21 protein-coding genes are annotated in these 25,567 nt (G+C 56.5%); 14 read left to right on the forward strand and 7 right to left on the reverse strand.

Annotated features, from left to right (window positions below):
* Positions 1-47: 47 nt before the first annotated feature.
* The 11 genes from clpX to LN244_RS07640 all read left to right on the forward strand — a co-directional run bounded on the left by clpX (position 48) and on the right by LN244_RS07640 (position 11,481).
* Positions 48-1,322, forward strand: coding sequence for an ATP-dependent Clp protease ATP-binding subunit ClpX (clpX, locus tag LN244_RS07590; protein ID WP_239042234.1), 1,275 nt, complete (start codon positions 48-50; stop codon positions 1,320-1,322).
* A 194-nt stretch (positions 1,323-1,516) separates the two neighbouring features.
* Complete coding sequence (locus tag LN244_RS07595; RefSeq protein WP_408904458.1) at positions 1,517-2,524, forward strand: DctP family TRAP transporter solute-binding subunit; 1,008 nt, start codon at positions 1,517-1,519, stop codon at positions 2,522-2,524.
* A gap of 63 nt (positions 2,525-2,587) precedes the next feature.
* The gene (locus LN244_RS07600) at positions 2,588-3,082 is read left to right on the forward strand and encodes a TRAP transporter small permease (RefSeq protein ID WP_239042235.1); all 495 of its coding nucleotides are present in this window, start codon (positions 2,588-2,590) and stop codon (positions 3,080-3,082) included.
* Positions 3,072-4,376 (forward strand): TRAP transporter large permease, encoded by a 1,305-nt coding sequence (locus LN244_RS07605; protein ID WP_239042236.1) that lies wholly within the window; start codon positions 3,072-3,074, stop codon positions 4,374-4,376. The genes LN244_RS07600 and LN244_RS07605 overlap by 11 nt, the downstream gene beginning before the upstream one ends.
* A 194-nt stretch (positions 4,377-4,570) precedes the next feature.
* Entirely contained in the window at positions 4,571-6,091 is a 1,521-nt protein-coding gene (gene exaC, locus LN244_RS07610; RefSeq protein ID WP_239042237.1) for an acetaldehyde dehydrogenase ExaC, read from the forward strand.
* Positions 6,092-6,401: 310 nt separating this feature from the next.
* Positions 6,402-6,473: a pyrroloquinoline quinone precursor peptide PqqA gene (gene pqqA, locus LN244_RS07615; protein ID WP_003243383.1), complete on the forward strand. Its 72-nt coding sequence runs from the start codon at positions 6,402-6,404 to the stop codon at positions 6,471-6,473.
* 74 nt (positions 6,474-6,547) lie between these two features.
* Positions 6,548-7,468: a pyrroloquinoline quinone biosynthesis protein PqqB gene (pqqB, locus tag LN244_RS07620; protein ID WP_239042238.1), complete on the forward strand. Its 921-nt coding sequence runs from the start codon at positions 6,548-6,550 to the stop codon at positions 7,466-7,468.
* An 11-nt stretch (positions 7,469-7,479) separates the two neighbouring features.
* The gene (gene pqqC, locus LN244_RS07625; protein WP_239042239.1) at positions 7,480-8,238 is read left to right on the forward strand and encodes a pyrroloquinoline-quinone synthase PqqC; all 759 of its coding nucleotides are present in this window, start codon (positions 7,480-7,482) and stop codon (positions 8,236-8,238) included.
* Positions 8,231-8,509 carry a pyrroloquinoline quinone biosynthesis peptide chaperone PqqD gene (pqqD, locus tag LN244_RS07630; RefSeq protein ID WP_239042240.1) on the forward strand — a complete coding sequence of 93 codons (279 nt, stop codon included), beginning with the start codon at positions 8,231-8,233 and terminating at the stop codon, positions 8,507-8,509. Before pqqC ends, pqqD begins: the two co-directional genes overlap by 8 nt.
* A 4-nt stretch (positions 8,510-8,513) precedes the next feature.
* Positions 8,514-9,632, forward strand: coding sequence for a pyrroloquinoline quinone biosynthesis protein PqqE (gene pqqE / locus LN244_RS07635; RefSeq protein ID WP_239042383.1), 1,119 nt, complete (start codon positions 8,514-8,516; stop codon positions 9,630-9,632).
* On the forward strand, positions 9,613-11,481 hold the full coding sequence (locus LN244_RS07640) for a S9 family peptidase (protein ID WP_239042241.1): 1,869 nt from the start codon (positions 9,613-9,615) through the stop codon (positions 11,479-11,481). The genes pqqE and LN244_RS07640 overlap by 20 nt, the downstream gene beginning before the upstream one ends.
* A 109-nt stretch (positions 11,482-11,590) precedes the next feature.
* Here the strand turns inward: LN244_RS07640 and LN244_RS07645 are convergent, their stop codons facing one another.
* Both LN244_RS07645 and LN244_RS07650 read right to left on the reverse strand, forming a co-directional pair.
* Entirely contained in the window at positions 11,591-12,931 is a 1,341-nt protein-coding gene (locus tag LN244_RS07645; protein ID WP_239042242.1) for a DUF1329 domain-containing protein, read from the reverse strand.
* Between the two features lie 22 nt (positions 12,932-12,953).
* Positions 12,954-14,894 (reverse strand): DUF1302 domain-containing protein, encoded by a 1,941-nt coding sequence (locus LN244_RS07650; protein ID WP_239042243.1) that lies wholly within the window; start codon positions 14,892-14,894, stop codon positions 12,954-12,956.
* A gap of 241 nt (positions 14,895-15,135) precedes the next feature.
* Here LN244_RS07650 and LN244_RS07655 point away from each other — a divergent pair, with 241 nt between their 5' ends.
* The 3 genes from LN244_RS07655 (at position 15,136) to LN244_RS07665 (ending at position 19,838) form a co-directional block, all read left to right on the forward strand.
* A complete protein-coding gene (locus LN244_RS07655) occupies positions 15,136-16,182 on the forward strand; it encodes an AraC family transcriptional regulator (RefSeq protein ID WP_408904459.1) in 1,047 nt (348 codons plus the stop codon).
* Positions 16,183-16,371: 189 nt separating this feature from the next.
* The gene (locus LN244_RS07660; protein WP_239042244.1) at positions 16,372-17,472 is read left to right on the forward strand and encodes a WD40/YVTN/BNR-like repeat-containing protein; all 1,101 of its coding nucleotides are present in this window, start codon (positions 16,372-16,374) and stop codon (positions 17,470-17,472) included.
* Positions 17,469-19,838, forward strand: coding sequence for an efflux RND transporter permease subunit (locus LN244_RS07665; RefSeq protein WP_239042245.1), 2,370 nt, complete (start codon positions 17,469-17,471; stop codon positions 19,836-19,838). Before LN244_RS07660 ends, LN244_RS07665 begins: the two co-directional genes overlap by 4 nt.
* Positions 19,839-19,892: 54 nt before the next feature.
* On the opposite strand, the gene LN244_RS07670 is transcribed toward LN244_RS07665, so the two are convergent.
* From LN244_RS07670 to LN244_RS07690, 5 genes are all read right to left on the reverse strand, one after another.
* Positions 19,893-20,294 carry a hypothetical protein gene (locus tag LN244_RS07670; RefSeq protein ID WP_239042246.1) on the reverse strand — a complete coding sequence of 134 codons (402 nt, stop codon included), beginning with the start codon at positions 20,292-20,294 and terminating at the stop codon, positions 19,893-19,895.
* A 351-nt stretch (positions 20,295-20,645) separates the two neighbouring features.
* The gene (gene fadA / locus LN244_RS07675) at positions 20,646-21,824 is read right to left on the reverse strand and encodes an acetyl-CoA C-acyltransferase FadA (protein WP_239042247.1); all 1,179 of its coding nucleotides are present in this window, start codon (positions 21,822-21,824) and stop codon (positions 20,646-20,648) included.
* 12 nt (positions 21,825-21,836) lie between these two features.
* A complete protein-coding gene (fadB, locus tag LN244_RS07680) occupies positions 21,837-23,984 on the reverse strand; it encodes a fatty acid oxidation complex subunit alpha FadB (protein ID WP_239042248.1) in 2,148 nt (715 codons plus the stop codon).
* A 254-nt stretch (positions 23,985-24,238) separates the two neighbouring features.
* Entirely contained in the window at positions 24,239-24,982 is a 744-nt protein-coding gene (locus LN244_RS07685; RefSeq protein WP_239042249.1) for an enoyl-CoA hydratase-related protein, read from the reverse strand.
* A 3-nt stretch (positions 24,983-24,985) separates the two neighbouring features.
* A complete protein-coding gene (locus tag LN244_RS07690; RefSeq protein ID WP_239042250.1) occupies positions 24,986-25,558 on the reverse strand; it encodes a DUF2889 domain-containing protein in 573 nt (190 codons plus the stop codon).
* Positions 25,559-25,567 lie beyond the last annotated feature (9 nt).

Here is a 25,567-nt window from a genome sequence, read left to right on the forward strand (position 1 = left end):
CGGTATCGGGCGCATACAAAGAGTAAACGGTTTTTTGAGGTAATAAGATGGCAGACGAGACGACCGGCAAGGGAGGCGAGGGCAGCAAGCTGTTCTGTTCCTTCTGTGGCAAAAGCCAGGACGAAGTGCGTAAATTGATCGCAGGTCCCTCTGTCTTTATCTGTGATGAGTGTGTCGATCTCTGTAACGATATTATCCGTGAGGAGATTCAGGAGAGCGACGAGCAAGAGCCGCGCGAAACCCTGCCGACACCGGCAGAGATCAAGGCAACCCTGGATGACTATGTAATTGGTCAGGAGCGCGCCAAGAAAGTATTGGCAGTTGCTGTATACAACCATTACAAGCGTCTGCGTTTCCAGCAGAAGGGCGATGTAGAACTTGGCAAGAGCAACATACTGCTGATCGGTCCTACCGGCAGTGGTAAAACCTTGCTGGCTGAAACCATGGCACGACTGCTGAACGTGCCATTCACGATTGCAGATGCAACCACGCTGACCGAAGCCGGTTATGTGGGTGAGGATGTGGAAAACATCATCCAGAAGCTGCTGCAGAAGTGCGATTACGATGTTGAGAAAGCCCAGCTGGGCATTGTCTACATTGACGAGATCGACAAGATTTCCCGCAAGTCGGACAATCCTTCAATCACGCGTGATGTGTCCGGTGAAGGCGTACAGCAGGCACTGCTGAAGCTGATCGAGGGCACTGTTGCCTCGGTTCCGCCGCAGGGTGGGCGTAAGCATCCGCAGCAGGAGTTCCTGCAGGTGGATACATCCAATATCCTGTTTATTTGCGGCGGTGCCTTCGCAGGACTGGAAAAGATCATCCGTGATCGCAGCGAACGCAGTTCCATCGGTTTCAGTGCTGTGGTGAAGAGCAAGGACGAGAGCCGTCTGAGTGAAGTACTGCACGACGTTGAAGCGGAAGATCTGGTCAAGTTCGGGCTCATCCCCGAATTTGTCGGTCGTCTGCCGATGGTGGCTACGTTGTCCGAGCTGGATGAATCAGCCCTGATCCAGATACTGACCGAACCGAAGAACAGTCTGGTCAAGCAGTACCAGGCTCTGTTTGAAATGGAAGGCGTTGAGGTCGACTTCCGAGAGGAAGCGCTCAAGGCTGTTGCATCCAAGGCGCTTGAGCGTCGTACGGGTGCTCGTGGTCTGCGTTCAATCCTTGAGGCGACCTTGCTCGAAATCATGTATCAACTGCCGTCACTTGAGAATGTGGCCAAGGTTGTGATTGATGAAGGCGTGATCAATGGTACATCCGAACCGATCCTCATTTATGAGAATCAGGATGCGCCCAAGGTTGCTCCTGATCATTAAACCTTGGTCTAACGCACCTTCTCAAATCCCCGCAACAGCGGGGATTTTTCGTTTCTTGTTTCAAATTTGAAACAATTCATTTTGCGCCAGCTTCAATCACGACCTTATAATCCCTGAGAGGCTGTTTTGCTCCATGCGGTTTTGGAGCTGAAATGAACCCTGCCTGCTGGATCATATTGATAAAGGACTGATAGATGCTCAAACGTCGTACATTCATGGCTGCAGCAGCTGCCTGCATGCTGATGAGCCCCATCGCCCATGCCGAATACAAGGCTGAATACACCGTATCCACTGTATTGCCGTCTGCCTTCCCCTGGGGACAGGCTGCGGACAAATGGGTCGAGCTGGTCAAGGAGCGCTCAGAAGGGCGTATCAACATGAAGATCTACAGCAGCGCACAGCTGGTGTCAGGTGACCAGACCAAGGAATTCTCGGCCATGCGTTCCGGCCTGATCGACATGGCGGTGGGCTCAACCATCAACTGGTCGCCGCAGGTGCCTGAACTGAATCTGTTCTCGCTGCCATTCTTGATGCCGGACCATGCTGCCATTGATGCGATTACGCAAGGTGAGGCAGGTAAAGCCGTTTTTGCCGCAATTGAGAAACGTGGAGTGACCCCGCTGGCCTGGGGTGAAAACGGTTTCCGTCAGCTGTCGAACTCTAAACTGACCGTTGACGAGCCAGCCGATCTGCAAGGGCTGAAAATTCGCGTAGTCGGTTCGCCGCTGTTCCAGGATACCTTCTCTGCGCTGGGTGCCAACCCGACCCAGATGAGCTGGGCTGATGCGAAGCCGGCACTGACAACCGGTGCGGTTGATGGTCAGGAAAACCCGCTTTCCGTTTTTGACGTTGCGCGTATCGATCAGGTTGGTCAGAAGTACCTGACTCGTTGGGGCTATATGGCCGATCCTCTGGTATTCGCTGTCAGTACACGTGTTTGGCAACAGTTCTCACCGGAAGATCAGCAGTTGCTCCAGCAGGCTGCGATTGATGCCGGCAAGTGGGAAATCGAAAAGTCCCGTGCCGAACTGGATGAAACGCTGGCCAAAATCAAAGAGCGTGGTGTAGAAGTAACGGATCTGACGCCGGAGCAGCATGCTGCTTTTGTTGAAGCGACCCAATCCGTCTATGAGAAATGGGTACCGCGTATTGGTGAAGACCTGGTGAAACAGGCTCAGGAAGCGGTTGCCAATCGCAATTAACCTCCCTGAACCGCCTGAACGCCCGCCTATTGTGCGGGCGTTGTTGTCTTGAACGGAGCTGAAATGTCTACTCGACGCCCCAAGTTCAGGCCGGAGGCCTGGCTAGCCAGTCTGGCGCTGATCGCGATCTGTTTGATCAGTCTTGGCAATGTCATCGTGCGCTATGCGACCGATGCATCTTTTGCCTTCACCGAAGAGTTTTCGGTTTTCTTCCTGGTTCTGCTGACATTTGCCGGGGCTGCAGTGGCAGCACGGCATAACCAGCATATCCGCATAGAGCTTATTGAACACCACTTGCCGAAGGGGATGCTTAAGCTGGTCTATGTGTTGCAGTGGCTGGCCGGAGTGGTGGTGCTGGGCATTACTACCTGGTACGGATCATTGTTTGCCCTTGAAGAGTATCAATGGGAGTCCTTATCGCCGGGGCTGGGTCTTCCCAACTGGATTTACGTAATCTGGCTGCCATTGATGGCGGCGGCGATCATCATTCGCATGACGCAGAACCTCCTGGATCGCTTGCGTGGTCAACAGGACGAGGAGGTGATACATGAGTCCTGATCTGTTGATGATTGGCAGTTTTCTGCTGGCTCTATTGTTGGGGGTGCCGGTTGCCATCGCGCTTGGGCTTGGCGGTGTCGTTGGCATTCTCACAGGTCTGTCACCGGATATGCTGGCAACGCTCGGTACCAATACCTACAACAGTGTTGCCAAGTATCCGCTGATTGCGATTCCGCTGTTTATACTCACGGGTCTGATCTTCGAAAGAGCTGGGGTGGCTGCGAGTCTGGTACGTTTTGCTCAGGCTATCATCGGCCCGCGTCACGGAGGCCTGGCTGTCGTGGCTGTTCTGGTCTGTCTGATCATGGGCGGGATGAGTGGTTCAGGGCCGGCTGATGCGGCAGCTGTGGCGATGGTGATGCTGCCGAGCATGCGAAAGGCCGGTTATCCTCAGCCATTCTCAGCAACGCTCATTGCGGCCTCTTCATCTACAGCGATTCTGATTCCACCGTCGATTGCGCTGATTCTTTACTCCATCGTGGTGCCGGGCGTGGATTTGCGTGCGCTGTTTGCGGCCGGGTTGTTCCCCGGCATTCTGGCCGGTCTTTCGTTGTTGGTGCCTGCGCTGCTGCTGGCGCGAAAATATGGCTGGGAAGACCCGGAAGCATCTGAGCGCCCACCGCTATGGGCCAGTTTCAAGGCTGCAATTCCGGCGCTGCTTGCACCGGTGATCATTCTGGGTGGCTTACGCTCAGGGTTGTTCACTCCGACGGAAGCTGCGGTCGTAGCGGTAACCTATGGTGTTGTAGTCGGTAGCCTGATCTACCGTAATCTCGGCATTAAAGATTTGTTTAATCTGGTCACTGAGGCGGCGGTAACCTCCGGGGTCGTGATGTTGATTATCGCACTGGCAGGTATCTTCGCCTGGGCGGGGACAACATTGGGAACCTTCCAGCATCTGGCAGAAGGGTTGCTGTCACTGTCCGACAATGGCTGGGTGCTGTTGCTGCTGGTGATGTTGTTGGTGCTGTTGGCGGGGATGTTGCTCGACGCCGTGTCGATCTATCTGATCCTGATCCCGATTCTGTTGCCACTGATGAATCACTTTGGCTGGAATCCGGTCTGGTTTGGTATTTTGTTGGCGATGAACATTGCCATCGGTCAGTTTACCCCTCCGGTTGCTGTGAACCTGATGGTCACTACACGTATTGCACAGATTCGTCTGGAGCACACCATGGGGTGGGCATTGATATTTATCGCCGCAATGGCCTGTAGCCTGTTGCTGGTGATGCTGGTGCCAGGCATTGCGCTCTGGTTACCGGAAAAACTCGGTTACGTTGTCGGCAGCTGGTGACGTGACTTACACCGGGCAGGGGGCTACTCCTGCCCATTCTGCCCCTTCAGAAACTTCATCCTGTTTACTACTAAAGAGCCACATTCTCAGGCCCAAGGCACTATACTCGGATATCGTTGGCGGTAGCTAAGATTGAATCGTCAATCGTTACTGCTCTTCGAGCGTGATGCGAATAACAACAAGAGGCCAAGAATATGATCTACGCACAGCCAGGACAGGCAGATTCCATTGTCACTCTGAAGCCGCGTTACGGCAACTTTATCGGCGGCGAGTGGAAAGCTCCGGTCAAGGGTGAGTACTTCCAGAACATCTCTCCGGTGACAGGCGAAGCCTTCTGTGAAATCCCGCGTTCCACTGCTGAAGATATCGAACTGGCTCTGGATGCGGCTCACGCTGCCAAGGATGCCTGGGCACGTACCTCTGTTACCGAACGCTCTAACCTGCTGTTGAAAATTGCTGACCGTCTGGAAGCCAACCTGGAGCAGATCGCTGTCGCAGAAACCTGGGATAACGGTAAAGCCGTTCGTGAAACGCTGGCTGCTGACGTGCCGCTGGCCGTTGACCACTTCCGTTACTTTGCCGGTTGTATCCGTGCTCAGGAAGGCTCTATCGGCGAAATCGACGAAAACACTGTAGCTTACCACTTCCACGAGCCGTTGGGCGTTGTTGGACAGATCATTCCGTGGAACTTCCCGCTGCTGATGGCCGCCTGGAAGATCGCTCCGGCCCTGGCGGCAGGTAACTGCATCGTGATGAAGCCGGCCGAGCAGACTCCCTGGTCAATCCTCAAGCTGATTGAAGCAATCGAAGACCTGCTGCCGGCAGGTGTGCTGAACGTGGTGAACGGTTTCGGTGCTGAAGCTGGCCAGGCTCTGGCAACCAGCACTCGTATCGCCAAGATCGCATTCACCGGTTCTACCCCGGTCGGTTCTCACATCCTGAAATGCGCTGCTGAAAACATCATTCCGTCTACCGTCGAGCTGGGCGGCAAGTCTCCGAACATCTACTTCGAAGACATCATGGATCATGAAGATGCTTTCATCGACAAGTGTGTCGAAGGTACCGTACTGGCGTTCTTCAACCAGGGTGAAGTCTGCACCTGCCCGTCACGACTGCTGGTTCAGGAAACCATCTACGACCGCTTCATTGAGCGTGTTATTGACCGCATCAAGAAGATCAAGCGTGGTAACCCGCTGGATACCGAAACCATGGTCGGTGCTCAGGCTTCTCAGGAGCAGTTCGACAAGATTCTGGGCTACCTCGACATCGGTCGTAACGAAGGCGCTGAAGTGCTGATCGGTGGTGACAAGGAGCAACTGGACGGCAGCCTGGGCAACGGCTACTACATCCAGCCGACTCTGCTGAAGGGCACCAACGACATGCGTGTCTTCCAGGAAGAGATCTTTGGCCCGGTTGTGTCTGTAACCACGTTCAAAGATGAAGCTGAAGCACTGGCCATCGCCAACGATACCGAATTCGGTCTGGGTGCGGGCGTTTGGAGCCGTGACATGAACCGTTCTTACCGTATGGGTCGTGGTATCCAGGCTGGCCGTGTTTGGACCAACTGCTACCACCAGTACCCGGCTCATGCAGCCTTCGGTGGCTACAAGAAGTCCGGCGTAGGTCGCGAGACTCACAAAATGATGCTCGATCATTACCAGCAGACCAAGAACATGCTGGTGAGCTACGACATCAACCCGCTCGGCTTCTTCTAAGTCGCGCGCTTTCTCTGAAGCTCAGCACAAGGATGTGCAATTCACGGCTGCTTTACCCTGGCAGCATTTGCTCTGCAGCAATATTTTAACGGCCTTCGGGCCGTTTTTTTATGTGTGGATGGAGGAGCGTTTGCGCCTCTGTCTGTGGAGCGGCCCGGTACCAGAAGATTCGGTCATCAATGGTGCCGCCAGTCACTATACCAAATCAGCCCTGAATTCGTTCCAAAGTACCATGTTGGGGCAGGGGGGCTCTTGCCTACTATCAGGGTGTCTAAAGTGACAAATCGATAACAAAAAAGAGGAAAGCATCATGTGGACTAAACCTGCCTACACTGACCTGCGTATCGGCTTCGAAGTAACCATGTACTTCGCTAACCGCTAAGCAAACCGGGCAGTCCCTTGGGCTGCCTTTTTTCTGCCTACAGGCAATTCCTACCCCCAGCGGACATCAGAATAATGAAAATACAGATTTTAGGCTCAGCGGCCGGGGGCGGCTTTCCGCAGTGGAACTGTAACTGCGATAACTGCAAAGGCTTGCGCAACGGCACCCTGAATGCCAAAGCACGTACCCAGTCTTCTATTGCGGTCAGCATGAACGGCCGTGACTGGATTCTCTTCAACGCCTCACCGGATATCCGTGCTCAGCTGGAAAGCTTTGAGCCTCTGCAGCCCAAGCAGGGCAAGCGTGATACCGGCATTGCTGCCGTCGTTCTGATGGACAGTCAGATCGATCATACCACCGGGTTGCTGATGCTTCGTGAAGGTTGCCCGCATCAAGTCTACTGCACCGATATGGTTAAACAGGACCTGAGTACCGGTTTTCCGGTCTTCAATATGCTCGAGCACTGGAATGGCGGCCTGGTCTGGAACCAGATTCCCAGCAGTGACACCTATAACGAATTCACCATCCCCGAGGTGCCCGGTATTACCCTGACGGCCGTGCCGCTGCGCTCCAGTGCGCCGCCTTACTCGCCGCACCGTAATGATCCGCACCCGGGTGACAACATTGGCATCCTGCTGAAGGATGATGAAACCGGGCGTTCACTGTTTTACGCACCGGGGCTGGGGCAGATTGAGGATCACTTGCATCCGATAATGGAGCAGGCTGATTGTCTTTTGGTCGATGGAACGCTTTGGCGTGAGGATGAAATGATCCATGCTGGCGTAGGCGACAAGCTGGGTGTTCACATGGGACACCTGCCGCAGTCCGGTGAGGACGGCATGATCGCTTATCTGGATACCCTGAAGAAGCCACGCAAGATACTCATCCATATCAACAATACCAACCCGATCCTGATCGAAGATTCGCCCGAGCGGGGTGTACTGGCCGAGCATGGCATCGAGGTCGCTTTTGACGGCATGAGCATTGAACTCTGAGGATACCTGAGATGAGCAACAAAGAACCGATGAGTCGCAGTGAGTTTGAACAGGCGTTGCGCGCCAAAGGCGACCTTTATCACATCCACCACCCTTACCACATTGCCATGTACGCAGGGGAGTCTACTCCCGAACAGATCCGCGGCTGGGTGGCCAACCGCTTCTACTATCAGGTCAACATTCCGCTCAAGGATGCCGCCATTCTGGCGAACTGCCCCCACCGTGACGTGCGTCGTCAGTGGATGCAGCGGATCATGGACCATGATGGTTATGACGGCGCCGTAGGGGGTATTGAAGCCTGGCTGCAGTTGGGTGAAGCCGTGGGACTGTCTCGAGAAGAAATCCTGTCTCAGGAACATGTGCTGCCGGGTGTGCGTTTCGCTGTTGATGCCTACGTCAACTTTGCTCGCCGTGCGACTTGGCAGGAAGCAGCCAGCTCTTCATTGACCGAACTGTTTGCGCCGCATATCCACCAGTCCCGTCTGGATACCTGGCCCACGCATTATCCGTGGATCAAGGCAGAGGGCTATCAGTACTTCCGCAACCGCCTGACCGAAGCACGGCGTGATGTTGAGCATGGGCTGCAGATCACGCTGGATCACTATACGACCCGTGAGCAGCAGGATCGGATGTTGGAAATCCTGCAGTTCAAGCTGGATGTGCTCTGGAGCATGCTGGATGCCATGAGCATGGCGTATGAATTGGCGCGCCCGCCTTATCACACGGTTACCAGGGACAAGGTATATCACCGGGGGCTGTTCAATGAGTAAACCTGAATTGGAGCAGACACCCAGTCTGAATGCCATGTTCCGGTTTCAGTGGGAAGAGGCGCAAAACTGCCACGTCTTGCTTTACCCTGAGGGGATGATCAAGCTTAATGACAGCGCCGGAGCCATTCTGGCAGAAGTAGACGGCGAGCAGGACTGCGCAGCCATTATCCGCTCTCTGGAGGCTCGTTTCCCTGAAGCAGGGGAGCTTGGGCCTGATGTACTGGAGTTCCTGGAGGTCGCTCGTGAACAAAACTGGATCCGCTTCAACTGATGCAATGCCAAGCCAGAGCCCTCCGCTCTGGCTGTTGGCTGAGCTGACCTATAAGTGCCCGCTGCAGTGCCCCTACTGCAGCAACCCGCTCGATTTCGCTGATCATGGCGAAGAACTGACCACTGACCAGTGGATCGATGTCTTTCGTCAGGCGCGAAAAATGGGTGCGGCGCAGCTTGGTTTTTCCGGTGGAGAACCTCTGGTACGACGTGACCTTGAGCAGCTGGTCGCCGAAGCTCGCAAGCTGGGTTATTACACCAATCTGATCACGTCCGGTATTGGACTCAACGCCGACCGTATTGCGGCCTTTCGTGAAGCAGGCCTGGATCATATCCAGATCAGCTTTCAGGCCTCTGACGAAACGGTCAATAACATGCTGGCCGGTTCAAGCAAGGCGTTTGAGCAGAAGTTGAAAATGGCACGCGAGGTAAAGGCCCAAGGCTATCCGATGGTGCTTAACTTCGTCACTCACCGCCACAACATTGACCGTATCGATCGTATTATTGAGCTTTGCGTCGAACTGGAAGCAGATTACGTGGAGTTGGCGACCTGCCAGTACTATGGCTGGGCGCATGAGAACCGCGAAGCGCTGCTGCCGACCAAAGGCCAGCTTGAGCGTGCCGAGCGGATCACCAATGAGTACCGTGAAAAGCTTGCAAAAGAAGGCAACCCGATCAAGCTAATCTTCGTAACGCCAGATTATTACGAGGAGCGGCCGAAAAAATGCATGAACGGCTGGGGTGAGATTTTCCTGACCGTGACGCCGGATGGCACTGCGCTGCCGTGCCACAGCGCCCGCATGCTGCCAATTGAATTTCCCAATGTGAAAGACAACAGTCTGCAACATATCTGGCACGATTCATTTGGCTTCAATCATTTTCGTGGTGACGACTGGATGCAGGAGCCTTGTCGCTCCTGTGACGAGAAGGAAAATGATTTGGGGGGTTGTCGTTGCCAGGCCTACCTGTTGGCCGGCGACATGAATGCCGCCGATCCGGTTTGCAGCAAATCGCCACATCACCAGAAAATTCTGGATGCCCGCGAAGCAGCTGAACATGTTGCTGACGACACCCCGATTACGTTCCGCAACGAGCGCAATTCACGTGTATTCGCCCGAGGCTGAGCATCCGCTCAGTGCTGATGCGGCTGTTGCCGCCCTGCATGATTATTCCACCCTCCGGTTTTACCGGGGGGATGTCATCGGCATCAGTTTCGATGCAGCCAGTGGGCGCAACCGTCTCTGCCGATTCGCGCAGGCCAATGCCGTCAGTCTGTTGCCGGATTCCTTCAGCGTACGCAGCCGAGTACATGAATATGGCGGCGGCGCCTGGTGTCTGGTCAATGATCATGCCTGCTTTATCAACGACAGTGATCAGCAGGTGTGGCTGAGTCCCCTGGACATGTCTGCACAGCCAGAACCCTTGACCCGTTCCAAAGGAAATCGCTTCGCGGATCTTCAGTATGATGCCATACGTAACCGCTTGATCGCCGTTTTCGAGGCTCATGACAGCGGTGAAGAGGCAATCAACTCCCTGGTGTCGATTGACCTTGAAACAGGTGACGTTGAGGTTCTCGTTAAAGGTGCTGATTTTTACAGTTCGCCTGTCATACGCCCTGATGGCAATCAGCTGGCCTGGATCGAGTGGGATCATCCGTCGCAGCCCTGGCGCTGCACACGGCTCATGCTGGCGCAGCTGGACCAACAGGGTCGCTTGATCCAGCCGCGTCAGCTGTCAGATAAGGGCGACGTTGCCTGGGCTCAGCCACGTTTTTCGCCTCAGGGCGTTTTGCATGTCGTTGGTGACCGACGTGGCTGGTGGCAGATCGAAATGGTGACCGAACAGGGGATACGACCACTTGCGGGCGTCAGCCCTGAACACACGGAATTCACCACCGCTCCGTGGCAGTTTGGCCTGAGTACCTACGCCTGGGATGCAGAAGGGCATCTGCTGGCACTGGGGCAGAGTGAGGGGTATTCGCGCCTCTGGCGTCATGAAGGTGATGACTGGCAGCCAGTTGAACTGAGCCTGATGCCCGCCCGTTTGCACGCATTGATCGCTGACGGTAAGCGGTTGGCCTGTGTTGCCGAGTTCAGTGACCGTTTGTCGGGGATTCTCGCTATCGACAGCGAATTGACGCCTGACGACCCCGATCAGTGCGAGTTACTCCGTGGTGGGGAAATGCCGCACTACACTCCGAGCCTGCCGCTGAGCCTGAGCGTGCCAGTGGCAGAGTTCGAGGTCCCGTTTTTTCTCTATCGTCCGGTCGGCGCTCCCTCCGGCCAACCCCTGCCACTGATTATCTGGACCCACGGAGGTCCCACCGCGGCCACGGCGCCTGTGTTCAAACCGGCGGTCCAATTCTGGACACAACGTGGCTTCATGATTGCCGATGTCAATTATCGGGGAAGTACCGGTTATGGCCGTGATTACCGCCTCCAGTTGGCAGGCAAGTGGGGCACAAGTGATGTTGAAGATGTGGAGGCCGTGGCCTCTGACTTGATCGCTCAGGGACTGGCTGATTCTGAAGCCGTCTTCATTCGCGGTAACAGTGCAGGGGGCTATACGACACTTAGCGCACTCTGCCGGTCAGAGTTGTTCCGCGGTGGTGCCAGCCTCTATGGCGTCAGCGACCCGGCACGGCTGAACGAGCTGACCCACAAGTTCGAATCACGTTACCTGCACTGGCTGATAGGCAACCCTGAAACGGAGCCTGAGCGCTATACGGCTTGCTCGCCGCTGGAGCAGGCGCATCACATTGGGGTGCCGGTGATCTTCTTTCAGGGTGAACAGGACAGGGTGGTTCTGCCGCAACAAACAGAGGTCATGGCTGAGCGTCTGCGGGCCAATGGCGTGCGTGTAGAAACGCATTACTTTGCCGACGAAGCCCATGGATTTCGTCAGCCCGAAAATCAGGCGCTGGTTCTGGAGCGCGAGCTGGCATTCTATCGCAGCATCATTGAAAGCCGCTGACCGACAATAGACCACCGACTTTACCCTGTAGCTGGGCCCTGGCTGATCCGGGCATTCCTGAATGCCAATATGCCTGCCGGAACGGACCGGCAGGCAATGGGGCGTATGATCAGCGTCCCAGGCGGCGAATGGCCTGAGGAGTGAAGTCGCTGTATTTGAAGCGCTGGGTGAAGTCGAAGCCCTGCCCCTCTTCATTGGTCAGGCTACCGACGAGATAACGCCCGGACTGAAGATCATAGAGCGCTTCTGCACTGTACCAGGGGACCAGCGCATCGCGGTAAGGGAAGAAATGCCCTTCTGCGACACGCCATAACTGGCCTCGGGTATCGTAATGATCTGCGATGGCGATCTGCCAGCTATCCTCGTCGATATAGAACACCCGCTTGCCATAGATATGCCGCTCGCCATCTTTCAGCGTTGCTTCCACTTTCCAGACACGGTGCAGTTCATAACGGGTATGGTCAGGGTTGAGGTGGCCCGGCTGCAGCAGATCATCATATTTGAGGCTACGATCTGCGAGGCGGAAGCTGTTATAAGGAATATAGAGTTCCTGCTTGCCAATCAGCTTCCAGTCATAGCGATCCGGTGCCCCGTTGAAGATGTCGAGGTTATCTGTAGTGCGCTGACCATCCGAGGCGGTGCCGGGGGCATCATAAGCGATCTGCGGTGCACGTCGCACGCGGCGCTGGCCGGCGTTATAGGTCCATGCCTGACGCGCCTGCTGTACCTGATTCAGGGTTTCATGCACCAGCAGTACTTCACCGGTCAGGCGTGCCGGGGCCTGAACCTGCTGTACGAAGTAAAGCAGGATATTGCTTTCATCCGAGTCGGCCTTGTCATTCAGGTACTCAGGCCAGCTGGTCTTTTCATTGATCCGTATGGGAGTGAAGGCACCGTTGGCCTGTACGGGGACCTGTACAAAGGTGCGTTCCAGTGCACCACCACGGTAGCGGGTGATGTGATTCCAGATGACTTCGAGCCCGTTTTGAGGGATCGGAAACGCGATGGTTTCATCGAAATTGTTCAGGCCGTTACCGTCGTCGGTCAACTCGGTCTGAAGCGCGTTTTTGCGTGCTTTTTCGTACACCGATGCCGGGTAAGCCGCTGTTCGATGGGTTGGATACACCGGCATGCGGAAACTGTCCGGGTAGCGCTGGAACAGTGCCTGCTGCCCGGGACTGAGCCTGTCTGCATACTGGTCCGCATTGTCAGCGGTGATCACGAACAGGGGTTGTTCGTCTGCAAAAGGATTGGCATAACGTTCATTACTCTGGGTCAATCCACCCTTCCAGGCAGGGATGGTGCCCTCGGCATTGCCCTGCATCTCAGCACCCACAGGTGTCAGTGTCTGTCCCAGTTTGGCTGCCTGGTCGGGGGATACGGCGGCGTGAACCGGAAGGGTGACCGCCAGTGCCAGCAGTAAGGGTTTGGTCGGAAAGCGTGTTGTCATTGTTCTGTCTCCTCAACCTGTATCAGAAGGATACCGATGCACTCAGTGAAAGGAAGTCCCGGTCCGAGATGGCGTTGAAGTCACCACCAAAGAAGTTGGTATACCCCAGTTGAAGGCGATACTGATTCAGGTAATCGGCTGTCAGTGTCAGACCCAGGGCCTTTTCATCCTCACGGAAAGCGGCGCCCGGCTCCGGGCCGTTGCCGTAAATGCCGTGCTTGAAGCTGATCTCCGGTGTCAGGCTGGCACCGGCAATGGCATTGGGGTAGGTCAGGGATGCGCGTACCACATATCCCAGTGAGTCCTGAGTCACAAAGCCTTCATCATCCCCGGCGCTGTAGCCGTAGGTGCCGGCGCGTCCGTATTTGAGCGCATTCACGCCTTCATCCAGACCATGAACATGTGTCCAGCCCAGCTCCCCTATCAGTGCAAGGCGGCTGGCGCCCAGAACACGGTCGTGGAAACTGACCAGGCTGGTTTGAACCTGAGTGATGTCAAAGAGCCCATAGCCTTTCACTTCGCCCCCCGCGCCAGCCGTTGCCACCAGCTGGTCAGCGGCCGTATTGCCGATACCGCCCGAGAACTGTGTCAGGATGGCGCCCACCAGCAGGGGGCCGTTGACCTGTACCGGGACATCACGCTTGTGGGAGACTTCACCAGACCAGGCCAGATTGCCCAAGTTGGTGTTGAAACTCAGCCCCACCATGTCGATCTCTTCCGGATAGGAGGTGAAGTAGCGGCTCTGAAAAACGCCAGCAGCGCCGGCCTGAGCCGCGGCGGTTTGTCCTGCAGTGGCCGCGGCGGCCAGCTCGTCCGCAGTGGGGGCGGCGGGATTAACCGCATTGTTCAAGATATATTGCTCAGCAGCTGCCTGGCCGATTGCGGCCAGATCCGAGGCCGAAACCGGTGTGTTGACCCCGCTCGTCACAGGCAGGCGGCTGTGATAACGCGCGTAGAACAGGCCGAATTCGGTGTTGTTCAGCGCTTCGGAGAAGTATCTGAAGGCGACACCAAACTGGCCATCATCATCCGCTTCCCGGCGTCCGTTGGCATGGCGGTAGACCACCGGATCGAAGCCCAGTGCAACTGCGGTGAACGCCGTATCGAAATACTGCTGATCCGTGAGTGGCAAGGGGATGCGTATCCCGTTACATCCCTCGGCAGCAAAGTCATTGGTGGAGAAATAGGTGCCACAACCGTCGATGGCGGTCGGCTCCCACTGGAGTTGATAAAAGCCTTCAACGCTCAGGTTCTCGTTGAGGCCAAGAGAGGCGAAAATCTGATTGGCCGGAAGCAGGGCGTCCCTGACTTCGGCGCCGGGGCGACGAATGGCACTGACGTCAATCGTGTTGATGCTGTTGATGCCGCCCTGAATGAAAGCGCTTTCACCCCAGTTGACGACCTGGCGGCCGATACGCAGATCCAGAGGGTGTTGGCCTTCGCTGCCCAGATCAAAGCCGCCATAGAGATAGGCATCCAGCAGCTCGGCGCCGGAAAACTGCGCATAATCATTGAATTCGTCGTCATTCAGTTCGGCACCTGGCTGATAGCCGTTGGCAGCATGCCCGTGTGGACGTCCCTCCTGTTCCAGTTCGAAGTCGAACCAGTATTTGCCGCGTGCGAAGAGACCGATATTGTCGTACCGCAGGTCAAGCTCGTGCATGCCCTTGAAGACCTTGGAGAAGGTTTCGCCCCGCTCGAAGTTCTGATTGCCGTCGTCATAACTGCCGGAGCCATTGCTGGTGCCGCCATTCGGAGCGGAAATCAGCGCAGGGTCAGGTGCATTCAGACGCCAGCTGGCACCGACGGAAAGCTGGGAATCGAATCGTCCTTCGACGTCACCCAGATTGAACTGAAGCGCCTGGGCAAAGGGCGCGGCTGCTACCAGCAGTGAAAGCAGTGCTGGACGGGTGCCCGGAACCTGTCTGAATCTTTGTGAAAGTGTGCCGTTTTTTATTTCCATTTCGTTCACCGAGACCTTCTTATTTTTATCCTGATTCGGCCATGCGGACGTCAGTCGGGGTAATATTCTGAAAAACCGTTGGTTTTTGTGGCTGCCTGAAGACAACTCCGCTGATCCATGTTGCTCATAATCCACTGCGATGAGGGGCTTCTCAATGACAATGCTGTGCAGAATGACTGACAAAAGTGGTCCAGATGAAGTAGATTCGACTGCAACAACAAGAAAAAGACAGGTGGGTAAGGTGATACAGCGCACAGTGATGGTGCCATCGGGCTATGTGGTCAATCTACTTCAACATGCACAGGCTCAGGGCTTTGATACCGATGAGTTGCTGCAGGCGGTCGGCATCGATCCGGCGGAGTTGGACACACAGACCGAGTTCAGTGCCGAACGTTTTGGAGCGCTCTACCAGCGACTCATGTATGTCGCTCAGGACGAGTATTTCGGCATGATCAGTGGCGGCAAGGTTCCGAACGGGACCTTCCGCATGATGTGCCATGCGATCATTCACTGCTCGACGCTGGAGAAAGCGATTTATCGAGCCAGTGCTTTCCACGAAATCTGTCGGGGCGCCCAGGTCAAGCCTGTGCTGGTGCGTAAGGGGCGCTACGCCAAGGTCTCCTTTGCGCCGACTGATCATGCCGAGCTGGATCTCGAAACCCTGCTTCAGCAGGAAACTCCGGAGCGCATTCGGACTTCACTTTCCATGTGGCATCATTTCATCAGCTGGTTACTGGGGGCTCAGGTAGAGCTCAAGGCTGCGTATTTCACCTTTCCGCCACAACAGGATATTGAGGTCTACCACAAGCTGTTCCGTTCAGAAGTGCGTTTTGATCAGCACGATAATGCGTTTGTGTTTGCCGCCAGATATCTTGACCAGCCACTGGTGCAGACCGAGCAGACGTTGCGCAGCTTCCTGAAGACGGCGCCTTATCAGCTGATCGCCATGGTCAATGATGATGCGTCGTTGACGTCTCAGGTTGAAGCATTGATCGGCAAGGATTTCAGTCGTCCCTTGCCCAGTGCCGAAGAGATCGCTTCGTCATTGAACCTGTCGGTATCCACCCTGAGACGACGGCTGCTGGAAGAGAATACCTCCTACCAAACGGTCAAGGATGAATGCCGCAAGAGGGCTGCACTCCACTACATGGGATCACCCCAGCTTTCAATTAACGATGTGGCGGAACTGATGGGGTTTGATGACCCCTCTGCCTTTTTCCGTTCCTTCAAGCGCTGGACGGGGATGACTCCCGGTGAGTATCGCCGCAGTGACGTCTATCGCCAGTAGCTGGCACCTGGTGAGCAACTGCCCAAACGAGAGTAAACAGCGCCTTTTGGCTCTTTGACGTTTAATGTCAGTAATACAGGTGGGTTTTGCCATTGCGGTCGCAGCAGCTGAACCTGATCCTGTAGCCTACCAAGATGCCGGAGCTTTCGTTTCCGGCCTCCCGATAATGACAACAAAAACGGGGGCTTCATGCGCAAAATCCTGTTGTCCAGCCTGGTGCTGGCATCTCTTCTGGCACCGCCCGGACAGCCGCTGCTGGCTGCCGCTCCAGATCGGCTTAGTCAGCCTGCACTTCACTCGATCAATGCCGCACGTGGGCTTCTGCTGGATCTTGTAAAAGTCCCGGAACGTGAGCGGCTGCTGGCCGTTGGCGAGCAGGGCAGTATTCTCTATTCCGACGACAGCGGGCAGTCCTGGCATCAGGCCCAGAGTCCGGTGTCGGTTCTGCTGACGGCGGTCCAGATGGTAACGGCCTTTCGCGGCTGGGCCATCGGCCACGACGGAGTCATTCTGCACACTGAGGACGGAGGCGAAAGTTGGCAAATACAGGCGGCAGGTCAACAGTTGCTGCGCCAACAGGAAAAGGCTCTGGAGCAGGAGCTGGCGATAAAGGACCGTTTGGCAGAAACCGAGGCCGTGGAAGAGATTCAGTGGCAACTTGACGATCTTCAGGTGTCACTTGAAGAGGGTGCCATGCCAACCCTGATGGATCTTCTGTTTGTGGACAGTCAGCGCGGCTTTGTCATCGGTGCCTATGGCGTTATTTTCGGCACGATCGACGGGGGCGAAAGCTGGCACAGCCTGGGTCATCGCCTGCCCAACCCGGATCGCATGCATTTGAACGCCATACTGATGGATAGTCGTAATCGCCTTCTGGTTGCAGGTGAGGCGGGGCTGCTCATGAAGAGTGATGATCTTGGGGGCAGCTGGCAGTCAGTAGACACACCCTATGAAGGTTCCTTCTTTGCGCTGGCGAACCATGATCAGGTGTTTCTGCTGGGGCTGCGAGGTCATCTGTATCGTTCATCAAATGGCATTGATTGGCAAATGGAGCCTGTTCCGACCCAGGCGTCATTGAACGGAGCCGTCTCCGCAAAGGGGGAGCTGTACTTACTGGGACAAGGGGGCGTCGTGTTGAAGCGGCAGGGCAATCGGTTTGTACCCGTGCAGCCGGTGCCTCGCTACAGCTTTACCTCGGGCGTCTTGCTGGATGATCGTTTGCTGCTCGCAGGAGAGGGAGGCATTCACAGGATCGATTTGACCTCTGTGGCAGAAGGAGCTGAACAATGAGTCGTCTTGATAACCTGCTTCTGGCACCGATCAGAGGCAGTGAAAAATTGATTGAACAGCTGCTGTTCGGCTATCGCCTGCCGGTGGCATCGATCTTCCTGATGCTGACGGTCCTGCTGGGGTGGCAGGCGTTGCAGATTCGTCCCGATGCCAGCTTCGTCAAAATGATTCCGGCTTCACATCCCTACGTGGCCAATTATCTGGAGCACCGGGATGATCTTGCCGGGCTGGGCAATAGTATTCGTGTGGTAGTGGCAGCGCGGGAGGGCGATATCCTCCAGGCCGACTTTCAGCAAAAGCTCAAGGAGATAACGGATGAGCTGTTCTTTCTGCCCGGTGTTGATCGCTCGGCGTTGAAGTCGATCTGGACACCGAACGTCCGCTGGACGGAAGTGACTGAAGAAGGCTTTGTGGGTGGCCCGGTTATTCCCGAGGACTACGATGGTTCGAGTCGCGCGCTTGAGCAGCTGAAGGTCAATATCTTGCGTTCCGGGCAGCTGGGCCGCCTTGTGGCCAATGATTTCCGCTCGGCCTTGATTCAGGTCCCACTGTTTGAACGGATTCCGGAAACCGGGGAGAAGCTCGATTATCACCAGTTCTCCGAGCGCCTGGAAAGCCTCGTCAGAGACAAGTACCAGTCGCCGCTGATCGATATTCACATCACGGGCTTTGCCAAGGTGGTGGGTGATCTGATTGATGGCGCCGCACAGGTGGCGGCCTTTTTCGGTATTGCGTTTGTGGTGACGCTGGTCCTGCTGTACCTCTACTCCCACAGTCTGGCCGGGACCTTGATTCCGCTGCTGTGCTCGGTCATTGCGGTGATATGGCAGCTGGGTTTGCTGCACCTTCTGGGATATGGCCTTGATCCCTATTCAATGCTGGTGCCGTTTCTGGTCTTTGCTATCGGCGTCAGTCATGGCGTTCAGGTTGTGAACAATGTCCGTCTGGAAGCGGCAGCCGGTGCGGACAAGGTGACGGCTGCACGCAAGGCGTTCAGGACCATTTTTATCGCCGGTTTCACGGCGTTGCTGTCTGATGGACTGGGTTTCGTCACGCTGATGGTGATCGATATTCAGGTGATTCAGGATCTGGCAGTGGCCGCCTCACTGGGGGTTCTGGTCATTGTGGTCACTAATCTGCTGCTGTTGCCGCTGCTGATTTCATGGACCGGTGTAGGTGACAGGGCGATACACAAGGCCCGCCACGGTGTAGAGCGCAGCGCAGTTGTCTGGCGTGCGCTGGTTCGCTTTTCTCGCCCCAGAGGCGCGATGATCGCCCTTGGTGCGGCTGCGCTCCTGGCCTGGGTCGGATTGGAGGCCAGCCGCGACCTGCAGATCGGGGACCTCAGTGCCGGTGCGCCGGAACTGAGAGCCGAGTCGCGCTATAACCTGGATAATGCCTACATCACCTCCAACTACAGTAACTCCAGTGATGTGTTTGTGGTGATGGTGAAGACGCCGCCCGATCAGTGCAGTCGCTTCGAGACCCTGCAGCTGGTAGATCGCTTCCAGTATTTCCTGAGTGATGTGGCCGGTGTGCAGACGAGCCTGTCTCTGGTTGATGTGGCGGAGCGTGTGACGGCCGGTCTCAATGAAGGCAGTCTGAAGTGGCGCAGTGTCAGCCGTAATCAGTACATCATCAACTCCTCGCTGCGGTATGTGCCTTCAGGGCTGATGAACTCTGACTGTTCACTGTTGCCCGTAATCCTGTTCCTTGAAGATCACAAGGCGGCAACACTGCAGACGGTTTCAACGGCGGTTGAGCACTTTGCCTCAACGCACAACACCGATGAGATCAGCTTTCTGATGGCAGCCGGAAATGCAGGATTTGAAGCGGCCACCAATGAAGTCATTGCTGATGCGCAGTATGAAATGCTGCTCTGGGTCTACGGCGTGGTCAGCCTGCTCTGCCTGCTGACGTTCCGTTCAATTCGCACCGTAGCCTGCATTATTCTGCCGCTGGCGCTGACCTCATTGCTCTGTCAGGCGCTCATGGCCAGGCTGGGCATTGGCGTCAAGGTAGCAACACTGCCGGTCATTGCGCTTGGGGTGGGCATCGGCGTTGATTACGGCATCTACATCTACTCACGCCTGAACACCTATCTGCAACAGGGGCTGGAGCTGCCGGAGGCCTATCTTGCAACCTTAAGAAGTACAGGCAAGTCAGTGGCCTTTACCGGCCTGACCCTGGCGATCGGGGTGGTGCTTTGGACGTTTTCTCCCATTCGCTTCCAGGCCGATATGGGCATCCTGCTTACCTTCATGTTCCTGCTGAACATGCTGGGTGCGTTGATTCTGCTGCCCGCGCTGTCTTGCCTGCTGAACTATCGCCGTGCTCCCCGTGAGGTCGCGCAAACAGTTCTCTGAGCCGGACATGATGCCCTGAAAAGGGCCGGATCGCCTGACGGGTGCTCCGGCCCTTTAGCTTTTCTGTACGTTTGGCTCAGCTGAAGCACTGCCACCCAGCTGGCGCTCGATTTCATCCTGAATCATCTGTTCAATTCTCATCCGCTCATCAAAGGGCAGGGCCTGGAGTGTCTCTTCGGTGAGGCCCATCTCCTTGAGCATCTGATAGCGAATGCGCTCGGCGGGACACATGGCGGCCAGTCGCAGCAGTTCTTCCCTGAGGTCTGCTTCACTGCGTTTCTCTATTTGCTCAAGAGCGTTAGCCGTGTGGTCCTGCTCCAGTACACGTTTGGCCTCTGCGGCGGTTTTGGCGGCCTGCTCTGCCAGCATGGCAGCAAAATCGTCCTGAGATGCCGGGCGCTGACTGCTGCTGGTGGGGCTGTTTATACTCCGCATATGGGGGTCGAGATTGATCATGAGTGGCTATCCATAAGGGTTCAGTCAATCTTCAGAAGCAAGATACGGACCATCACCGATTAGCCCCGCTCAGGGCTGTTGTGCCGTTGTTTCGAGCCGGTAAAGCAGCCAATGCTTGCCGATCATGGGCAAAGGGTTGCCGGTTGCTCAGGGTTGGAAAGAGGTATTGCTGGAGATCCGTGGTTTGTTTGGATCAGTCACCCTCACAGGCGAGGGCGAGGATTGAGCCTACCGGGTGGAGGGAAGGACAAGCCGGAATCGCCGGTCGCTGAATGCAAAAAGCCCCGGAAACGTGACCGGGGCTTTGATTTCAGGCTGCGCGCGGTGGAACTGAGCAGCAGCCTGCCGTGATCAGTTCAGCCGTTCGAATACGGTTGCGATACCCTGACCCATGCCGATGCACATGGTGGCCAGGCCCAGTGAAGCATCCCGTTGCTCCATGACGTTGATCAGGGTGGTGGAGATGCGGGTACCGGAACAGCCAAGGGGATGGCCAAGGGCAATGGCGCCACCGTTGAGGTTGACCTTGTCATCCATTACATCGGACAGGCGCAGGCCCCTGAGCACGGCCAGAGCCTGTGCGGCAAAGGCTTCGTTCAGCTCTACCACGTCGATATCACCGATGGTGAGGCCTGCAGCCTTCAAGGCTTTCTCACTGGCGGGGACAGGACCGTAACCCATGATGGAAGGATCGCAGCCCGCGACACCCATGCCGATGACACGCGCGCGTGGTTTCAGCCCCAGTTCCTGAGCGCGTGCCGCCGACATCATCAGCATCGCGGATGCACCATCGGAGAAGGCGGAGGACGAGCCGGCCGTCACCGTGCCGCCTTTGGGCATGAACGCCGGTTTCAGGGCTGCAAGCGTCTCGACGGTCGTTTCCGGCCGAATCACTTCGTCACGGGTCACCAGACGCTTGAAGCCGTTTTTGTCGTGTCCCTGCAGTGGCAGGATTTCCCGATCCCAACGTCCTTCCAGGGCTGCCTGATGCGCGAGCTGGTGAGAACGGGCCGCAAAGGCATCCTGTTCCTCACGCGAAATGGCGTTCATTTTACCCAGCATTTCGGCGGTCAGGCCCATCATCATCGAGGCCTTGGCGATTTCCTTGGAGGCTGCCGGGTTGATGTCGATGCCATGCAGAATCGGAATATGCCCCATGTGCTCGACACCGCCCACCACAAAGGTATCACCGTTGCCACTGGCGATCGCCTGGGCTGCCGTATGCAGTGCAGACATGGAGGAACCGCACAGGCGGTTGACCGTCTGGCCGGGCACTGAGTGTGGCAGACCGGCAAGCAACGCCGCGGTACGGGCGACATTGAAGCCCTGTTCCAGTGTCTGGTTGACACATCCCCAGATCACATCGTCGATACTGTTCGGATTGAGAGCACCATTACGCTCCAGCAGACCCTTGATCAGCGCGGCAGATAAATCATCGGCACGGACATTGCGGAAAGAGCCGCCCTTGGACTGGGCCATGGGGCTGCGGACCCCGTCGATGATGACGATATCGTTCGGTTTAAGACTCATCGTTTGCTCTCCTTATCCAAAATAGGTCTGACCGGCGGCGGCCATGGCGCGCATCTTGTCGGTGGGCTGATAAAGTTTGCCAAGATCGGCATGGCGATCGGCCAGATCACAGAAGGCCTGCAAGCCCATCTGGTCGATGTAGAAGAGGGCGCCGCCACGGAACATCGGGAAACCGATGCCGTAGATAAGACCCATATCCACTTCGGCAGCTGTATTGACGATGCCATCTTCAAGGCAGCGTACGGCTTCAATGCACAGCGGAATCATCATGCGGGCAATGATGTCCTCATCGCTGAAGTCACGCGGAGCCGCCGAAACACCCTGGATCAGTGCGGACAGTTCCTCGTCTACCAGCTTTTTCGGTTTGCCCTTGCGGTCCTGCTCATAACGGTAGAAGCCCTTGCCATTCTTCTGGCCGAGACGCTGCTGCTGGAACAGGTGCGAGATAACCGTTTCACCATCGGCCGCCATGCGGTCGGGGAAGCCTTCGGCCAGCACGGCCCCGGCGTGGAAAGCGGTATCAATGCCGACCACGTCGAGCAGGTGTGCAGGCCCCATGGGCCAACCGAAACGCTCCATGACCCTGTCGATCTGCTGGTAGTCGGCGCCGTCACGCACCAGCCCGGTAAAGCCCGCGAAATAGGGGAAAAGCACCCGGTTGACCAGGAACCCCGGACAGTCGTTGACCACGATGGGGGTCTTGCCCAGTGCCTTGGCGAAGGCAACCGTGCGCGCAATTGCCTGTTCCGAACTCTTCTCGCCGCGGATCACCTCGACCAGCGGCATGCGATGTACCGGGTTGAAGAAGTGCATGCCGCAGAAGTTTTCAGGTTTTTTCAGTGACTTGGCCAGCGTTGTGATGGAGATGGTTGAGGTATTCGACGTCAGGATGGCGCCCTCAGGCAGCTGAGCTTCCACCTCGGCGAGCACGCTCTGTTTGATTTTCGGGTTTTCCACCACGGCTTCGACCACCAGGTCCACATTGCCGAAATCACCATAGCTGAGTGTCGGACGGATGCGGGCAAGACTGGCGGCCATTTTAGTGCCGTCCAGTTTGCCGCGTTCCAGTTGCTTGTTCAGAAGTTTGGAGGCCTCGGTCAGGCCAAGCTGCAAGGCGTCCTCATTGATATCCTTCATCAGGATCGGCGTGCCCCGCGAAGCGCTCTGGTAGGCGATACCGCCACCCATGATGCCGGCACCCAGCACGGCGGCTTGACGGACAGGCTGAGCGTCCGCTTCATAGTGCTTGCTGATGCGCTTGACCTGTTGGTCCTTGAGGAAAAGCCCCACCAGTGCCGGTGTGACCGCGTTGGTGGCCAGGGTGGCAAAGCCCTTGGCTTCAACCGCCTGAGCCGCATCACGGGTCAAATTGGCGTGGGCCTGAATCGTTTTCAGCGCGGTCATGGGCGCCGGGTAATGAGGGCCTGCCTTGGCGCCGATCATGCCCTTGGCTGATTCGAACGCCATCATCTGTTCAATCTGGTTGAGTCGAATCGGGCTCTGTTTTTCCGCTCGGCGTGCCTGATAGTCAAAGTCACCGGCGATACAGTCGCGCAGCAGTTCAAGTCCGGCTTCACGCAGCAATTCAGGTGCTACCACGGCATCGACGGCACCGGCTTGCAGCGCCTTGTCGGCGCGCTGTTCGCTGCCGGTACAGATCCATTCGTTGGCATTATCGACACCGATCAGCCGTGGCAGACGAACCGTGCCGCCCCAGCCCGGGTAAATGCCCAGTTTGACTTCCGGCAATCCCACCTTGGCACTCTGGGTCATCACACGGTAGTCGCAGGCCAGACACAGCTCGAAGCCTCCGCCCAGCGCAACACCGTTGATCGCTGCAACGGTAGGACAGGGCAGGTCTTCGACGCTGTTGAAAATGGCATTCATCTGCTGCAAGCCCTGCTGGATCTCATCCGGGCCAGCGGAGAACAGACCGATAAACTCTGTGATGTCGGCACCCACAATGAAGCTGTCCTTGTCACTTCGAATCAGCACGCCACGCAGATTATCCTGAGCGGTCAGCGTACTGATCGCCTGTTTGAGCTCCGCCAGGGTTTCCTGGTTCAGCTTGTTGACGCTGTCATCCCGGTTGGCAAAGATCAGCTCATAGAGCCCGGGTTCGATTGCGGCAACCTGTATCGTTTTTCCTTCCATCAGCATGGTCAGACTCCAAGGCAATCGCGGTCGAGTGGGGTCGACCGGTTTTTGTTGTTATGTACTCTGTTAATTCAGTCTAGTGAACTGTGCCTGCGCCACAATGACAGGATTCGCCAAGCTGTTTGACGTTATCGTTCAAGAGCCTGTTTAAAGGCGCATCCGGTCATTAAATTGAGTGACATTTTCGTGCATGGGCGGCATTCATGGCCTTCAGCCCGAGTGGGGCCCGTGCCGCCGGTGGTGGCAAGGCCTGGGGCTCAGCCCGCCTTCAGAAAAGCCGTAAAGGCCGCGCGTGCTTCTGCGGATGACAGGCGGGCTGCGAAATGCTCAACTTCCTGGTCAATCACGCGATGCAACTGTTCCTTCTGATGCCCTCGGAGCAGCTGTTTACTGAGCGCCATAGCGTCGGGTGGCAGTTCGGTCAGCGCCTGCGCACGCTGCAACGAGACGGCTTCAAGCTCCGGTCTGGGTACAATCTGGTTAACCAGTCCTGCGTCCAGAGCGGTTCGGGCATCAAAGGGAGCGCCCTCGATGAGCAGCTCAAACGCCTTTCGTTGTCCGATCATCTGCGGCAGCAAAAAAGAACTGCCGCCTTCCGGCACCAGCCCCAGACGTGTAAAGGGCAAGCAGCAGCGCAGATCGTCGGCTGCAATGACAAGATCGCAGTGTAGCAGCAGGGTCGTGCCGATGCCGACGGTATCCCCCTGTACAGCTGCCAGCAAGGGCTTGGGAAAATCGACCAGGGTATGCAGGAAACGGACAACGGGGGCCAAAGACTCCAGGTTGTCGCCGCCCGCCAGAAAGTCGGCGATGTCGTTGCCGGCACAGAAGCTTTCGCCGGCACCGCTGATCAGCACGGCCCGAATGTCATCAGACCGGGCGGCATCCTCCAGCGTGTTGATCAGCAGGGTGTACATGTCCAGTGTCAGCGCGTTCTTCTTCTCGGGGCGTGTCAGCCTGACTTCCAGCAGGCGAGGGTGGTGGATGGTCTCAATGCCCATTGATCAACTCTCCGAGTCGTTGTATTGAAGTGTTTCCTCTTCCACATAGAGATGCGGAACATATTTGCGGACAAAGTCGCTGTGCCTTGACCATCCGTGACAGGTATCCAGCATGCGCTCGGTTGCCTTTTCGACCGTGATCTCTTCTGTCAGCGGCCAGAGCGTCTGCACCGCCGTGGTGGCCAGGGGTGTCAGCAGCTCATGCAAATGGGTACACCCCTGGATACCGCTGAACATGTCGCGTGCCATACGATGCCAGCCGGGCCCTATGCGGGTACCTTCAAGTAGACGAAAGCGTCCGACGATGCCCGGACAATGTCTGAACGGTGAGGCGTCCATTTCGGCTTCAACCTGATGAATCTTCAGCGACCTGTCGATGGTCAGGCGCATCCACATGTCGTGGAAAGGCTCACCCGCACCGACATACCCGCCGCGTTCGGCATTGTCGACGTTATGCGTTTTGACATCGGTCATGTGGGCTTCGATATCCCAGAGACCATCCTCGCGCTCAAAACCCTGACACTGGATCTGCCGGGTGTGATGAAGTGCGCGCCGTACCGGTTTATTCAATGGCATGTGGTTACC

It is taken from the genome of Marinobacterium sediminicola (assembly GCF_022343685.1).
In the GTDB taxonomy this organism is placed as follows: domain Bacteria; phylum Pseudomonadota; class Gammaproteobacteria; order Pseudomonadales; family Balneatricaceae; genus Marinobacterium; species Marinobacterium sediminicola.